This is a genomic window from Pseudomonas spartinae, assembly GCF_965197125.1.
Lineage (GTDB): Bacteria > Pseudomonadota > Gammaproteobacteria > Pseudomonadales > Pseudomonadaceae > Aquipseudomonas > Aquipseudomonas composti_A.
Map to the genome: position 1 here is coordinate 179,879 of NZ_CBDAMB010000002.1, position 13,580 is coordinate 193,458.

Here is a 13,580-nt window from a genome sequence, read left to right on the forward strand (position 1 = left end):
AGCGCCCAGTATGCCAGCAGACGAATGACTCAGGCGTTGTAGAACGGCTCGCAGCGCTCACGCACGGCGCGCGACAGGTTGTCGTCGGCCAGTTCGATCAGATCCAGCTCCAGCTCATCGGGCAGCAGCTCGGCCACCAGCGCCGCCAGGCGCCGCTGAGCGTGCACATCGGCGCCGGAAATCGCCAGCAGCAGGCGCGGCTGCGGACCAATGGCCGGATCGCGCAACGCCGCGAGGAACGCCTCGCGCACGGCAAGCTGGGCGCAGGCCGCAGACAGGGCCTGTTCCAGGGAGGGATGCCGCAGAGCAGCCAACGCCAGATCGGGACTGTCGGCGTAGTGAGTGGAGTGGATCGAGGAAGACATGCGCGCACTCGGCAGAGAAATTGGAGCCAGCCTAGGCGCACTGAGACCCGCTGTCGTGGCAGCGGTTCACGCTATCGTGCAACGAGGGCGAGCAATGTCGCCCCCGTTCACGCCTTGCCCAGGCTCAGGCCTGAGCCGCTGCGCGGCGTCGTTCGCCCAGCAGGCTGCGCCCGTACAGCAGGGCGATGCCGGCCAGCGCCAGCCCCTGCGCCGACAGGCTCCAGGCATCGGCATGGATACCCAGCCAGTCGAACTCGAAGAACGCCACCGGACGGGTGCCGAGCACGCCGGCCTCCTGCAGCGCGGCGACACCGTGGCCGGCAAAGACCACGGAAAGCACGCACAGCAGCACCGCGTTGACGCCGAAGAAGGTCGCCAGCGGCAGCTTGCGCGAGCCACGCAGGATCACCCAGGCCAGACCGATCAACAGCACCAGTGCGGCCGCGGCGCCAGCCAGCACGGCGCCATGTCCGGCAGGGCCCGCCTGCAGCCAGAGGGTTTCATAGAACAGGATCACTTCGAACAGCTCGCGATACACCGAGAAGAACGCCAGTACGGCGAAGCCGAAACGGCCACCGCCACCGACCAGGCTGCTCTTGATGTAGTCCTGCCAGGCCGCAGCGTGGCGCCGATCATGCATCCACACGCCGACCCACAGCAGCACCACGCTGGCGAACAGCGCCGTGGCGCCTTCGAGCAACTCGCGCTGGGCGCCGCTGATGTCGATCAGGTAGGCCGCCACCGCCCAGGTCGCGACACCGGCGAGCAACGCCAACCCCCAACCGATGTGCACACTGCGTACGGCCTGATCCTGTCCGGTGTTACGCAGGAAGGCGAGAATTGCCGCCAGCACCAGGATGGCTTCCAGGCCTTCGCGCAGCAGAATCAGCAGGCTGGCGAAAAAGCTCAGGCTATCGTCCATGGCGCCATCGGCCAGCAGCGCCGCAGACTTGTCCAGCTCGGCCTTGGCCCGTTCCAGCGCCTGGGCCGCCTGCGCGACGCTGGCACCATCCTGCAGCGCCTGCCGGTAGGCCATCAGGGCGCGCTCGGTGGTCTTGCGCTGTACCGCATCGAGGTTGTCGAGGGCACCCTCGACCAACTCGAAACCTTCCAGGTAGGCACCGACGGAAAGATCATAGGCCTGCTCGCGATCGCCATCGCGGTAGGCCTGCAGGCTGTGCTCCAGCGTGGAGCGGGTGTAGCCGATCAGTTGCTGCGGACCGCGCTGCTCCAGCACCGGATGCGCACGCTGGGCACGAAACGCGGCGACATCGCCCCCGGCGGCGGCAATCTCGGCAGGCGTGCGGCCGGCCAGTTCGCTCATGGCGAAGCGTGTCTGTGCCTGCCCCGGTGCCGGCGCGGCGCTAAAGCCGGCGATATAGGTGGCCAGATCCCAGCGTTGGCGCTCGTCGAGCTGATCGGCGAACGCCGGCATGTCGGTGCCCTCGATGCCCAGACCGAGCGTGTTGTAGAGGTCGTAGAGGCTCAACCGATCCAGACGCGCGGCATCACGCAGATTGGCCGGGGCCGGCTCCAGACCGATACCGGCAGGTCCATCACCCAGGCCGGTGTCGCCGTGGCACACCGAGCAGTGCTGGGCATAGAGCGGCGCACCACGCTCCGGGTCAGGCGTCAGCACCGGGGCTTGCGCGACCTGATAGAGCTGGGCCAGACGTGCGCCCAGCTTGCGCGCGGCGCCAGCGACTTTCTCGCCAGGTTGGCGCTCGGCAATCGCCTGATGCAGCTCGCCAACGCCCTGCTCCAGCTCGGCACGCCCAGCCTGAGCAGGCAGGGCGACAATCAGGCCCTGCAGTACATCGAGAAACTCCAGCTGTTCCTGATACTCACCGGCATCGACTACCTGGCCGTCGGCGACGGTGGCCGGGTAGTCAGCGCCGATATAACCGATCAGGTGCAGCGCCTGAGCGGCACCGTCGAGGGGCTCGGCCAGGGCGAAAAAGCTGAGGCTGGCCAGCAACGGCAGCATCAACCAGGAAAGCGAGAAACGAAAGCGGATCATTAATGCATCCCAAACGAGAATGGGTGGCATTAAATTGTTGCCGGCCTAACGGCGGAGCACAAGAACAATCTGAAATATCTGGTAACAATCAGCCGAACGGAGTGTTGCGGCCAGCCCCGGAGCGGCACCGATCAGTTGCTGACCGATGCGAACGAGGCTCAGACGGCCGCGCGCTTGACCGTCGCCAGCAGACCGGCAGCGGCGGCGAACAGCGCAGCGAAACTGCGATTCATCACGCGCTGCTGACGGGGTGTACGCAACAGGCGCAGGACGCGCGAGGCAAGACCGGTGTAACCGGCCATGACGATCAGATCGACGATGATCATGGTCACGCCCATCACCAGGTACTGCGCCACCAGCGGTGCATGCGGATTGATGAACTGCGGCAACACCGCGAGCATGAAGACGATGGCCTTGGGGTTGCTGAAGTTGACCAGAAAGCCGCGCAACACCAGGGTCAGCGGCCGTCCGATGGGGCGCTCGGCGGCCCCGGTATCCAGATCGCTGGGCAGGGCAACCCATTGCTTGTAGGCGAGGAAGGCCAGATACGCCACGCCAAACCACTTGATCAGACTGAACGCCAGGGCAGAAGTGGCAAGGATGGCGCCTACACCGGCTGCGACGATGGCGATCTGCAGCGCCAGACCGAGCTGCAGGCCAAGTGCGTTCCAGTAACCGCGCCAGAAGCCGTATTGCATACCAGCCGACATCGAGGCCACGGCACCGGCACCCGGCGACAGGCTGATGACCCAGCAGGCGACGAAGAAAGCGAGCCAGGTTTCCAGAGCCATGATGCGTACCTCGAGAAGCTGAAATCGGGAAAAGCGCTACAGCGTACTCCTGCATCAGCGCCTCGACCAGTGACTCAGCGCCAGCGGCGCACCGACTTCTGGAAGAACAGACTGTTGGGCACCTGAAGCACGGCGCCGACCGCGTCCTCGCTAAGATCCTGCAGCGTGGTGTAGAACAGATTGATGGAAATCACCCTGCCCTTGACCCCTGGTTTGTCCGCACTCTCGATGACCTCGACCGTGTCACCCAGGCGAAACGGCCCCATGGTGAAGATCAGTAGCGCGCAGAACATGTTCGACAGCACGCTCCAGATGGCGAAGAAAGCCACCGCTGCAACGGCGGTGAAGCCGGTCAGCGCTGTCCAAAGCACGGTTGCCGATACACCCAGGCGCTCCAGCACCATGAGCAGCGCGCTGCCCATGATCAGCCAGCGCACCAGGCCGCGCAGCGGCTGCAGCACCTCCGCCGGGAGCAGGCTGTAGCGGGCGCCGAGACGGCTGATGGCGCGGGTGAGAATGCGCTGGGCGATCCAGGCCAGCAGGATGATCAGCAGCACCTGCCCCGCGCGAACCAGCGGGTCGCGCCAGGCTGCCAGCAGCTCAAGCTGTTCCATTACTCGGCTTCCTCCAGTTGCTGCTGCAGCGCCTCCAGGGTTTCCAGTGCCAGCAGCCAGGCTTCCTCCAGCTCGGCCTCGCGGGCCTTGAGCTGCGCCTGTTCGGCCAGGCGCTGGCGCAACTCATCCTTGCGCGCAGACTCGTACAGGCCGCTGTCGCCCAGCTGGGCTTCCACGCCGGCGAGCTTCTCCTGGACCTTGCCCAGTTCCTGTTCGAGCTTGTCGGCCTGCTTCTTGTGCGGCGCCAGTTGCTGACGCAGCGCAGCAGCAGCCTGACGCTGGGCGCGCTTGTCGGTCTTGTCTGCCGCGCCTTCGACCGGCGCGCTCGGTGGTGCCTGGCGCTGACGGTAATCGACCAGCCAGCGCGCGTAGTCGTCGAGATCGCCGTCGAAGGGCACAACACGGCCCTCGGCAACCAGCAGGAACTCGTCGGTGGTGCTCTTGAGCAGATGGCGGTCGTGCGAGACCACCACCACGGCACCGGCGAATTCCTGCAGGGCCATGGTCAGGGCCAGGCGCATTTCCAGGTCGAGGTGGTTGGTCGGTTCGTCGAGCAACAGCAGGTTGGGTTTGCCCCAGGCAATCAGCGCCAGGGCCAGGCGCGCCTTCTCGCCGCCGGAGAAATTCACCACCGGCTCGTCGCAGCGTGCGCCGCGAAAATCGAAGCCACCGAGGAAATCGCGCAAGGTCTGCTCGCGCTCGCTCGGCGCCAGGCGCTGCAGGTGCAGCAGCGGGCTGGCCTTGTCGTCCAGCGCGTCGAGCTGGTGCTGGGCAAAGTAGCCGATCACCAGATTCTCACCACGGGTCAGGCTGCCGCCCAGCGGCTGCAGTTCAGCCGAGAGATTCTTGATCAGAGTCGACTTGCCCGCGCCGTTGGGGCCGAGCAGACCGATGCGCGCACCGGGCACCAGGCTCAGCTTGACCTGCTGCAGCACGGTCTTGTCGCCATAGCCGAGGCGCCCTTCGCTGAGGCTGAGCAGCGGCGTGGAGATCTTGTCGGCCTCGCGGAAGACGAAGTCGAACGGCGAGTCGACATGCGCCGCGCTCAGCTCCTCCATGCGCTCCAGGGCCTTGATCCGGCTCTGCGCCTGGCGCGCCTTGGTGGCCTGGGCCTTGAAGCGGGCAATGTACTTTTCCATGTGCGCACGCTGTGCCTGCTGCTTCTCGTAGGCCTGCTGCTGCTGAGCCAGGCGCTCGGCGCGGGTACGCTCGAAGGCGGTGTAACCACCGCGATACAGGTTCAGCTTGCGCTGCTCGACATGGGCGACGTGATCGACCACGGCATCGAGGAAATCGCGGTCGTGGGAAATCAGCAACAAGGTGCCGGGGTAGCTTTGCAACCAGCCTTCGAGCCAGAGAATGGCATCCAGATCCAGGTGGTTGGTCGGCTCATCGAGCAGCAGCAGATCGGACGGACACATCAGCGCCTGGGCCAGATTCAGACGCATGCGCCAGCCGCCGGAGAAGTCGCCGACACGGCGATCCATCTGCGCGTTCTCGAAGCCCAGACCTGCCAGCAGCTTGCGGGCGCGGGCGTCGGCGGTATAACCGTCGGCGCTATCCAGCTCGCTGTGCAGACGGGCGATGGCCGCACCGTCATGCGCCTGCTCGGCAGCGGCCAGCTCGGCCTGCACGCGGCGCAGGTGGTGGTCGCCGTCGAGCACGTAGTCCACCGCCAAGCGTTCGAGGTCATCGACCTCCTGACGCATGTGCGCGATGCGCCAATCACCCGGCAGCAGGCAATCGCCGGCGTCTGGCGTCAGCTCACCACGCAACAGGGCGAACAGACTGGATTTGCCGGCGCCGTTGGCACCGATCAGGCCGGCCTTGTGACCGGCGTGCAGGGTCAGCTCGGCGCCTTCGAGCAGGCGTTGCGGACCACGCTGTAGAGTGAGGTTCTGGAGTCGGATCATAATGGCGGCGGAGTCTACCAAATCGCCCCGGAGGCCGCGTGCAGGATCTGTGGAATTTCGCTCTAGAGCTCTACGCCAGAAACGGCGTGGAACAGGCCTGCCTGGAACTGCAGGACTCAGGTAACGACGTCTGCCTGTTGCTGACCGGCGCCTGGCTGCAGCAACGCGGTGTGCGCTGCCTGGATGAGCGCTTGCATGCCATGCAGGAACTGGCTGGCCCCTGGCAACGCGAGGTGATTTCACCCTTGCGTCAGACGCGCCGCGACTGGCGCAGTACCGCCAATCAGGATGCGGAGCTGGCCGCCTTGCGCGAACAGATCAAGAAACTGGAACTGCGGGCCGAGCGGGTATTGCTCGAACGATTGCAGGCGCTGGCCGGTGGCTGGCCAGGTGAGTCAGTCGACGACGACTGGCTAGGCCGCCTGGGCGGAGGGAACGGCACCGCGCTGCAGGTGCTGCGCGGCGCCGTCAGTTCGCCTTAGGAAGCGCCCGGGGTGCTGCTCGCAGCAGGTGCCGCAGGGGCTGCTGGAGCGGCCGGAGCGGCCGGAGCCGGAGCAGCAGCTGGCTTGGTCGCCGCAGGCTTGGCGGGAGCCTTTTTCACCGGAGCCTTCGCAGCGGCAGGCTTCTTCGCGACTGCTGGCTTGCTCGCAGGCTTGGCCGGCGCAGCCTTGGCGGCCGGCTTGGCCGCAGGTTTGGCTGCAGCAGGCTTCGCGGCGGGCTTACTGGCAGCGGCGGGCTTGGCCGGCGCTTTCGCCGCAGCTGGCTTAGCAGCGGGTTTCGCAGCAGGCTTGGCGGCAGCGGGCTTGGCGGCTGCTTTAGGCGCAGCTGGCTTGGCCGCTACCGGCTTGGCTACCGGCTTGGCCACTGGCTTACTGGCTGCGGGTTTGGCTGCGGGCTTGCTCGCCGGCTTGGCGGCAGCTGGTTTGACTGGCGCTTTCGTCACCGGCGCTTTTGCAGCAGCAGGCTTCTTAGCAGCAGCCGGCTTGCTGGCTGGTTTGGCAGCTGGCGCGGCAGCTTTGGCTTCGCGCGTATCCAGCGCCTTGCCAGCGGCTTCCTTCACTTTGCCAACGCCCTGGGCCAGTTTCAGGCTTTCCTGAGCATCGCGCTTGAGCTGGGCGATATAGGAGCGGGTTTCGCTCTGACGGGCCTTGAGCGCATCGAGCAGCTCTTCCAGCTCGGCAACTGCATCCTTGGCCTTGGCTTGCGCCTTGGCTTTGCCGGCAACGGCGGCGTCCTGCAGCTTGCTGCGGGCCTTGTGCAGTTTTTCCTGCGCCTTGCCACGCTGTTTCTCCAGCTTGGCGAGCAGTTTTTCGGCGTCGATCAGCGCTTGCGAGCAGGCATTTTCCAGGTGCTCGAGCAGGCTGGCAGACAGTTGGTGCAACAGGTGCAGCGGGGTAGTAATGGACTTCTTCTTGGCCGACATGGCGCGCCTCCAGGCGGATGTGGATGCGCCCATACTAGTCGCAGCCGCGAGGCCCCGCCATAGGCCTTTTGGCCACAGCAGCAAAGGCGCTGTTCGCCTGGCATAATCGCCAGCATCTTGATCGGGAGACATCGTCATGAGCCGCGCCGTAATAGCCGCCTTCGCTATCTGTTGCAGCCTGGGCGTGCAGGCCGACCAGCATCAGCAGGACCTGGCCTACAGCCTCGGTGTGCGCCTTGGCGAGCGCCTGCACGAAGAGGTGCCCGACCTGCCGCTGAACGAGCTGCTCGAAGGTTTGCGCCAAGCCTACGAAGGCAAGCCCCTGCGGCTCGAAGCCAACCGTATCGAACAGCTGCTCGACGAACACGAAGCCCGCATCGAAGCCTCGCCGCAACGCCACACCAAGGCCATAGAGGCCGAGCAGCGCTTTCTCGCCGAGCAAGGTCGGCGCCCGCATGTACGTGCGCTGGACAATGGCGTGCTGGTGACGGAGCTGAGCCCAGGCAGCGGCCCCAGGCCTACAGCCCGCAGCCGCGTGCAGGTGAGTTACCGTGGCGAACTGGCCGACGGCAGCATCTTCGATGAAAGCAGCACACCGCAGTGGTTTCGCTTGGACAGCCTGATCGCCGGCTGGCGCAGTGCGTTGCTGCAAATGCCGGAAGGCGCTCACTGGCGCCTGGTGATTCCATCAAATCAGGCTTACGGGGAAGAAGGTGCAGGTGATCTGATACCACCCCACGCACCACTGGTATTCGATCTGCGCCTGCTCGACGTGACCGACTGAGCTCAGGCCTGCCCCATGAAAAATGGCCCGGACTTGTCCGGGCCATTTGCATCAAGCGTTCAGAGCGCCTCGGCGGCCTGTTCCTGATGGGAGTTGTGCAACACCTCGATCAGGCAGTCTTCCAGCTCAAAGCGCTCGTGCAGCAGCTGCCCCAGCTGATTGAGCTCTGCCACCAGCGAGGTGCTGTCACGGCAATCGCCGTTGTCGCAGTGGTCATTGAAGGCCAGTGCCACCGCGGTGATGGCTTCGATGCGCGGATAGATCTGCTTGGCCAGCTCCAGACCACGCTGATCATTGAAGGCCTTGGCTTCATTGGTCAGCTGCTCGTAGACCTCGAAATGCCCCGCCGACACATAGTCGACCAGCAACTCGCAAAACCCCTGCAGGGACTCGCAATTGATGGCAGGCGCCTGTGGTGACTGGGTAAGGGTGGTGTAGGCCAGCACCAATTCGCGGCGCTCACCCAGCCAGCGATCGATCAGTTGGTGAACCCCGCCCCAACGTTCCTGTGCGTTCCGACAACTATCAAGCATGATGAACCTCGCTTCCCTTATCGCTGTTGCCTGTTATACGCCCGTTCCCGAGACGTTTTTCATGGCCTGCCTTCCTTGGTAGCCATCCTTTGGGCCGTCGCAGCGCGACATTGGCAACCTTTTTCCGACGACTTTTTGTCAGTCGACACCCAAACCTGAAGAAACAACCAAAAAAATGGCGTTTTCCGATGGTGCTTGCGAGCCAGATTATGCTCGTGGGCACCCACCATCAAGGCATGGTCGCGAGAAAACTTCATACGAGCGTTTGATCCCGAAGCCACGACCGGCGCAGCCTCGTGCAATTCGCATTCTCAATCGCGGCGCAGAAGCTGGAACAGGCAAAACCCGAGCATGCCGATGAAGCCCAGCAGGCTCCACTCGGGGATGCTCATGCCGAACAGTGTCCACTTCACCTCGGCGCAATCAGCACTGCCCTGGAAGACCAGGCGCACGATGTCCTGCATCGGCAGGGCTTCCATCATGAACTCCAGGCTCGGCAAGCAGGCTTCGAGTTGATCGGCCGGTACGCTCTGCAACCAGATCTGGCGGCCGGCGGTAGCGGCACCGGCTCCCGCGAACAGCAGCGCCAGCACGGCGTAGACGCGGCGGCCCACGCGGCCCGGGCCGTGAATCGCGGCAATCAGGCAGACCACCCCGAAGAGAACCACACAGATACGTTGCAGCACGCACATCGGACAGGGCTCAAGCCCTACGACGTGTTCCAGGTAAAGCGCAGCCGCCATCAGCAGTACGCAGCCGATGAATGCCAGGAAAAACAGGGGACGCGGACTGGCCAAGTGCATGGTGGCTCCGGGAAGGAAATCGAGGGCAGTACGGTAGAGGAAAGCGAGGGCGCCTTTCAAGGCGCCCTCGTGCTCAAAGCTGACAGTTCATCATGCGGGAACGCCCCCCTGTCCGCACGCGGGGCCGACCGCGGCAATCTGCCGCAATCGTTCAGGCGCTCACAGCCTGCGGCTGCGGCAACGGCGGCAGGCCCTGATGCAGCAGCCCGAGGCTTTCCAGCAGCAGTTGATTGCTACGCTCGAGCTCGCCCAGCTGCGCCAGCAGGCGCGCCAGCTCGGCACAGGTTTCCGGGTGGCGTTCGAGCTTCAGACTGGTCTCGAAGTAGTCACGCGCCTTGCCCCACAGCTGGTTCTGCAGGCAGAGGCGACCGAGCGTGAGCAGCAGGGCCGGGTCCTGCGGGTGCTCCTTGAGCCAAAGCTCGGCGATTTGCAGCTGACGGGCCGGATCGGCACCCCGCAGCACGCCGTAGAAGCGTGCCAGACGGCTGTCGTAGCCCCGCTTGAGCGCACTGCGCAGAACCTCTTCGGCTTCTTCCTGCGCACCGAGACGACGCAACTGCTCGACATAGGTGGCGATCAGTTCCGGCTCCTGGCGCAGCGGCGCGGACAACTGCTGCCAGGCCTGTGTCAGCGGCTGCAGAGCGGTTTCCGCGTTGCCCTGGCCTGCCTGTCCGGCGTCCGCCAGGCGACCGCGCCAGGTCTCGCGCTCCAGCTCGTCGAGTTCAGCGGCTGGCAGCGCCTTCTCCTTGCGCAGCTCAGGCAGCAGCCCGAGTAGCGCCGACCAGTCGTGCCGCTGCAGGTACAGTCGCTGGAGCTGACGCAGCACCAGGTGGTGCCCCGGGTGGCGCTCGCGCATGGCCTGCAGGGTTTCCAGCGCCGCCTCGCTGTCGCCACGATTGCGTTGCAGCTCGGCGTGGGTCAGGGCAATCGCCAGTTCGGCCTGGGGCTGCTTGTTCAATGCGCGCTCAAGCAGCGCGTCGCTCTGCTCGTGCTGGCCAAGTTTGCCGGCGGCCCGCGCGGCACCCAGGTAATACATCAACGGCCGGTCATCGGCTTCGGCAGCCCGGGTCAGTTGGCGCTGCGCACGCGCCCAGCGGCCTTCGGCCAGATCCTGCATGCCCTGCTCGGAGGCCAGGCGAGCGCGACGATTGCGATGCAGACGCGACCAGGGATTGGCCAGGCGCGTCGAGCTGAGCAACAGACGCAGCGTCCACTTGATCAGGTAGTACAGCACCACGACGACCACCAGCAGACCAAGGAACGCCCACAGGCCGGACTGGTAACGGAAACCCTTGTAGGCGAACAGTACATAACCGCGGTCAGCCTCGATGGCCAGGCCGAGCAGATACAGCCCGGCGGCGACGGCCAGAAACAGCAGGAGCCAGATCAGGCGTTTCATTGCGCCTCCCCGGCCGCAGCGGCCCCCTGCCGACGTTGCGCGTGCTTGCGTTGCAGATAGGCCTGCAGCGCATCGAGCGACTCGCTCAGATCCGGCACCTTGACCTCGACGCTGGCGTCGGCCAACTCAGCGAAGCGCTGGCGCAGGGCACGGCTGTCGGGGTTGTCCAGATTGAAGTGGGCGTCGAGGATTTCCTCGGCCTGCTTCAACGACTGCTGGTAGACGCCGGTCTGGCCATGCAGCGCAGCCCACTGTGCCTGTTCCAGCGCCAGCGACAGGCTCAGGCGAACCTGCGACAGACTTTGCCCGGATAGCAGCGGACGCACATTGCGATCTGCGTCGAATTCTATGCGGAAGTAGTCGGAAAGCTTCTTCAGCCACTCGCGCCACCAGACATTGCCATCGCCTTCGGCTGCCAGTTCGGAGAGTACGTCACCCTGCCCCTCGAGAGTCGGTGCCAGGGGGTTGAGCGTCGCGGCCTGCTCACGCAGGGCGCCCAACTGCAGGAACAGACCGACGCGATCCGGCCGCGCCGTGGTGCGCAGCGCTTCCAGGCTGCGGCTCAGCTGCTCGCGGGCGGCGAAGGCGGCGGGGTCGTCCTGATCGCGAAGGATGTCGTCAGCCGCAGATACCAGCGCCTCGGCGCTGGCCACATCCTGCAGGGCGGACAGGCGCAGAATCGCAAGACGCAGCAGGTGCTGGGCCTCGTCCAGGCGCCAGTCCTGGCGGCTGCCATCGAGCACCGACTCCAGTCGCTGGCTCAGGCGCTGCTGATCGCTCTGCAGGTTGGCCAGCAGGCGACGACGCTCGTCCAGTTCGCTGGCACTGGGCAACTCGGCGAGACGGCTATCGACCTGCCGGGACAAGTCCGTCACCTGCTTGGCGCTGGCGTCACGGGTGCGTTGCAGGTCGTCGGCCTGCTGCTGATCGCGGCTCTGCATCGCATGCAGTTGCCAGAGGCTCCAACCGCCTGCCCCGGCTCCCGCCAGGCCAACCAGCAGCGCGAATGCGGCAAGGCCGCTACCAGCACCACTGCGCGATGCCTTCGCCGGTGGCGGTGTAGGGGTGGGTTTCACGGCTTCGCTGGCCGGTTTTTCTTCTGGCGTGTTCGGGGTGGATGCTTCGCTCACGTATCCGTCCTTTTAGAGGGCGGCAGCCGGAAACTGCTCCAAGGCTGCCTGCAAGGCCGCGGCACTGGCGCCACGACAGTCCACAACGATCTCCGCACCCGCATTGCGCGCCTGCTCGGCGACGCGCGGGCTGGGTACGAACAAGGGTAGCCGAGCCAACGCCGGCCAGTCATCGCCGGCAAGCTGCAGCAGATGTTCGAAACCCTGTCCACTGCTGACAACCAGGCCATTCAGGCGTTCCGCTAGCACCCGCCGGTTCAGCTCGCCCGCCGCATACTGCGGCAGTATGCGGCGATACAGTGGCAGATAGTCGACCGTCACACCTTGGCCGCGCAAGCGTTCTGCAAGGAATTCTCGGCCACCCTCGCCACGCAGGATCAGAACGCGCGGTGCGGATGCCGCTGCAATGGCGCGATGTAGCGCGGGCAGGGCGAGCAGCGCTTCACTGTCATCGCCCGAATCAGGGAAATATACACGCAGGCCGTGCTCGGCGAGCACGGCGGCGGTGGCGGCCCCCACGCTGAACCAGGGCAGATCGGCTGTCGGCGCCGCAGATTGCCTCAAGAGCCGCAGGCCAATCCGAGCCGCCGGCTTGCTCACCACGATCACCGCACAGTAGCGCTGCAGCTCGGCGAAGGCGCTAGGCTGTTCGGGCGTTTCATCCAGCGCTTCGATGGCCAGCAAAGGCATGCAGTGACTGACGACGCCCCGGACACCCAGGGTCTGCGCCAGCACCGCACAATCCTCGGCAGGACGGGTCAGCAGCAGGCGCCAGTTGCTCAAAGGTGACCGGCCTCACCGTAAACGGCCTTGAGAATGGCGTCAGCCCCCTGCGCCAGCAGCGCCTCGGCGACACGCACACCCAGGGCTTCGGCATCACTGCTGGCAGCGCGCTCTTCGGCACGCAGCAGCAGGCCTCCGTCGGGCTGGCCGACCAGGCCACGCAGCCACAGCTGGTCATTTTCCAGCAGCGCGTAACAGGCGATGGGCACCTGGCAGCCACCGTTGAGATGCTTGTTCAGTGCGCGTTCGGCAGTGACGCGCAACGCGGTCTCACCATGATGCAACGGCGCCAGCAAGGCGTGTACGTCGCTGTCGGCGCTGCGGCACTCGATGCCCACCGCGCCCTGGCCGCCAGCCGGCAGGCTATCTTCGGCGCTGATCGAGCTGCGGATGCGATCCTCGAAGCCCAGACGAATCAGGCCGGCAGCGGCGAGGATGATGGCGTCGTACTCGCCAGCATCGAGCTTGGCCAGACGGGTATTCACGTTGCCCCGCAGGAACTGGATCTTCAGGTCCGGCCGGCGCGCCAGCAACTGGGCCTGACGGCGCAGGCTGGAAGTCCCGACCACGCTGCCAGCGGGCAGTGCATCGAGGCTGTCGTAGGTGTTGGAGACGAAAGCGTCGCGCGGGTCTTCACGCTCGCAGATGCAGTACAGACCGAGCCCTTCGGGAAAGTCCATCGGCACGTCCTTCATCGAGTGCACGGCAATGTCGGCCTCGTTTTCCAGCAGTGCGGTCTCCAGCTCCTTGACGAACAAACCCTTGCCGCCAATCTTCGCCAGTGGTGCGTCGAGCAGCTTGTCGCCGCGGCTGACCATGGGCACCAGGCTGACCTTCAGACCAGGGTGGGCCTGTTCCAGGCGGGCTTTGACATATTCGGCCTGCCACAGGGCCAGGGCGCTCTTACGGGTGGCGATGCGGATTTCGCGGGACATGGGGCAATTCCAGAAAACGGATTGCCGCGAATCATAACAGGCTCGCCCGGCGCCGGCGGAACGAGGCGGCCATAGGCCGCAGGTGTG

At 65.4% G+C, this 13,580-nt stretch carries 14 protein-coding genes; 2 read left to right on the forward strand and 12 right to left on the reverse strand.

Annotated elements, in window-relative coordinates:
• Window positions 1-29 precede the first annotated feature (29 nt).
• The 5 genes from ACN8M7_RS04625 to ACN8M7_RS04645 all read right to left on the reverse strand — a co-directional run bounded on the left by ACN8M7_RS04625 (window position 30) and on the right by ACN8M7_RS04645 (window position 5,703).
• Entirely contained in the window at window positions 30-365 is a 336-nt protein-coding gene (locus tag ACN8M7_RS04625; protein ID WP_490259935.1) for an enhanced serine sensitivity protein SseB C-terminal domain-containing protein, read from the reverse strand.
• Between the two features lie 124 nt (window positions 366-489).
• Window positions 490-2,385 carry an FTR1 family protein gene (locus tag ACN8M7_RS04630; protein WP_490259936.1) on the reverse strand — a complete coding sequence of 632 codons (1,896 nt, stop codon included), beginning with the start codon at window positions 2,383-2,385 and terminating at the stop codon, window positions 490-492.
• Between the two features lie 158 nt (window positions 2,386-2,543).
• A complete protein-coding gene (locus tag ACN8M7_RS04635) occupies window positions 2,544-3,176 on the reverse strand; it encodes a LysE family transporter (RefSeq protein WP_490259937.1) in 633 nt (210 codons plus the stop codon).
• A gap of 74 nt (window positions 3,177-3,250) precedes the next feature.
• On the reverse strand, window positions 3,251-3,790 hold the full coding sequence (locus ACN8M7_RS04640; protein ID WP_061237347.1) for a mechanosensitive ion channel family protein: 540 nt from the start codon (window positions 3,788-3,790) through the stop codon (window positions 3,251-3,253).
• Complete coding sequence (locus ACN8M7_RS04645) at window positions 3,790-5,703, reverse strand: ATP-binding cassette domain-containing protein (protein ID WP_490259938.1); 1,914 nt, start codon at window positions 5,701-5,703, stop codon at window positions 3,790-3,792. The genes ACN8M7_RS04640 and ACN8M7_RS04645 overlap by 1 nt, the downstream gene beginning before the upstream one ends.
• A 38-nt stretch (window positions 5,704-5,741) precedes the next feature.
• Here ACN8M7_RS04645 and ACN8M7_RS04650 point away from each other — a divergent pair, with 38 nt between their 5' ends.
• Complete coding sequence (locus tag ACN8M7_RS04650; protein ID WP_490259939.1) at window positions 5,742-6,185, forward strand: TIGR02444 family protein; 444 nt, start codon at window positions 5,742-5,744, stop codon at window positions 6,183-6,185.
• On the opposite strand, the gene ACN8M7_RS04655 is transcribed toward ACN8M7_RS04650, so the two are convergent.
• Window positions 6,182-7,126, reverse strand: coding sequence for an AlgP family protein (locus tag ACN8M7_RS04655; protein WP_490259940.1), 945 nt, complete (start codon window positions 7,124-7,126; stop codon window positions 6,182-6,184). The two genes, ACN8M7_RS04650 and ACN8M7_RS04655, sit on opposite strands and share 4 nt — an antisense overlap.
• 136 nt (window positions 7,127-7,262) lie before the next feature.
• Between ACN8M7_RS04655 and ACN8M7_RS04660 the strand changes: the two genes are divergently transcribed.
• Window positions 7,263-7,910, forward strand: coding sequence for an FKBP-type peptidyl-prolyl cis-trans isomerase (locus ACN8M7_RS04660; RefSeq protein ID WP_490259941.1), 648 nt, complete (start codon window positions 7,263-7,265; stop codon window positions 7,908-7,910).
• A gap of 59 nt (window positions 7,911-7,969) precedes the next feature.
• Here the strand turns inward: ACN8M7_RS04660 and ACN8M7_RS04665 are convergent, their stop codons facing one another.
• The 6 genes from ACN8M7_RS04665 to hemC form a co-directional block, all read right to left on the reverse strand.
• Window positions 7,970-8,443, reverse strand: coding sequence for an Rsd/AlgQ family anti-sigma factor (locus ACN8M7_RS04665; RefSeq protein ID WP_061237342.1), 474 nt, complete (start codon window positions 8,441-8,443; stop codon window positions 7,970-7,972).
• 311 nt (window positions 8,444-8,754) lie between these two features.
• The gene (locus tag ACN8M7_RS04670) at window positions 8,755-9,246 is read right to left on the reverse strand and encodes a disulfide bond formation protein B (RefSeq protein WP_061237341.1); all 492 of its coding nucleotides are present in this window, start codon (window positions 9,244-9,246) and stop codon (window positions 8,755-8,757) included.
• Window positions 9,247-9,397: 151 nt separating this feature from the next.
• The gene (locus ACN8M7_RS04675) at window positions 9,398-10,645 is read right to left on the reverse strand and encodes a heme biosynthesis HemY N-terminal domain-containing protein (protein WP_490259942.1); all 1,248 of its coding nucleotides are present in this window, start codon (window positions 10,643-10,645) and stop codon (window positions 9,398-9,400) included.
• Window positions 10,642-11,775 carry a uroporphyrinogen-III C-methyltransferase gene (locus tag ACN8M7_RS04680; protein WP_490259943.1) on the reverse strand — a complete coding sequence of 378 codons (1,134 nt, stop codon included), beginning with the start codon at window positions 11,773-11,775 and terminating at the stop codon, window positions 10,642-10,644. The genes ACN8M7_RS04675 and ACN8M7_RS04680 overlap by 4 nt, the downstream gene beginning before the upstream one ends.
• A 12-nt stretch (window positions 11,776-11,787) precedes the next feature.
• On the reverse strand, window positions 11,788-12,558 hold the full coding sequence (locus ACN8M7_RS04685; protein WP_490259944.1) for a uroporphyrinogen-III synthase: 771 nt from the start codon (window positions 12,556-12,558) through the stop codon (window positions 11,788-11,790).
• Window positions 12,555-13,493: a hydroxymethylbilane synthase gene (gene hemC / locus ACN8M7_RS04690; RefSeq protein ID WP_490259945.1), complete on the reverse strand. Its 939-nt coding sequence runs from the start codon at window positions 13,491-13,493 to the stop codon at window positions 12,555-12,557. Before hemC ends, ACN8M7_RS04685 begins: the two co-directional genes overlap by 4 nt.
• Window positions 13,494-13,580: the final 87 nt, after the last annotated feature.

What these genes read in the sequence shown, in the direction of transcription:
- ACN8M7_RS04630 (WP_490259936.1), bottom strand. Translation starts at nt 2,385, where the DNA reads ATGATCCGCTTTCGTTTCTCGCTTTCCTGGTTGATGCTGCCGTTGCTG.
- ACN8M7_RS04635 (WP_490259937.1), bottom strand. Translation starts at nt 3,176, where the DNA reads ATGGCTCTGGAAACCTGGCTCGCTTTCTTCGTCGCCTGCTGGGTCATC.
- ACN8M7_RS04660 (WP_490259941.1), top strand. Translation starts at nt 7,263, where the DNA reads ATGAGCCGCGCCGTAATAGCCGCCTTCGCTATCTGTTGCAGCCTGGGC.
- ACN8M7_RS04645 (WP_490259938.1), bottom strand. Translation starts at nt 5,703, where the DNA reads ATGATCCGACTCCAGAACCTCACTCTACAGCGTGGTCCGCAACGCCTG.
- ACN8M7_RS04670 (WP_061237341.1), bottom strand. Translation starts at nt 9,246, where the DNA reads ATGCACTTGGCCAGTCCGCGTCCCCTGTTTTTCCTGGCATTCATCGGC.
- ACN8M7_RS04675 (WP_490259942.1), bottom strand. Translation starts at nt 10,645, where the DNA reads ATGAAACGCCTGATCTGGCTCCTGCTGTTTCTGGCCGTCGCCGCCGGG.
- ACN8M7_RS04655 (WP_490259940.1), bottom strand. Translation starts at nt 7,126, where the DNA reads ATGTCGGCCAAGAAGAAGTCCATTACTACCCCGCTGCACCTGTTGCAC.
- ACN8M7_RS04665 (WP_061237342.1), bottom strand. Translation starts at nt 8,443, where the DNA reads ATGCTTGATAGTTGTCGGAACGCACAGGAACGTTGGGGCGGGGTTCAC.
- ACN8M7_RS04625 (WP_490259935.1), bottom strand. Translation starts at nt 365, where the DNA reads ATGTCTTCCTCGATCCACTCCACTCACTACGCCGACAGTCCCGATCTG.
- ACN8M7_RS04640 (WP_061237347.1), bottom strand. Translation starts at nt 3,790, where the DNA reads ATGGAACAGCTTGAGCTGCTGGCAGCCTGGCGCGACCCGCTGGTTCGC.
- hemC (WP_490259945.1), bottom strand. Translation starts at nt 13,493, where the DNA reads ATGTCCCGCGAAATCCGCATCGCCACCCGTAAGAGCGCCCTGGCCCTG.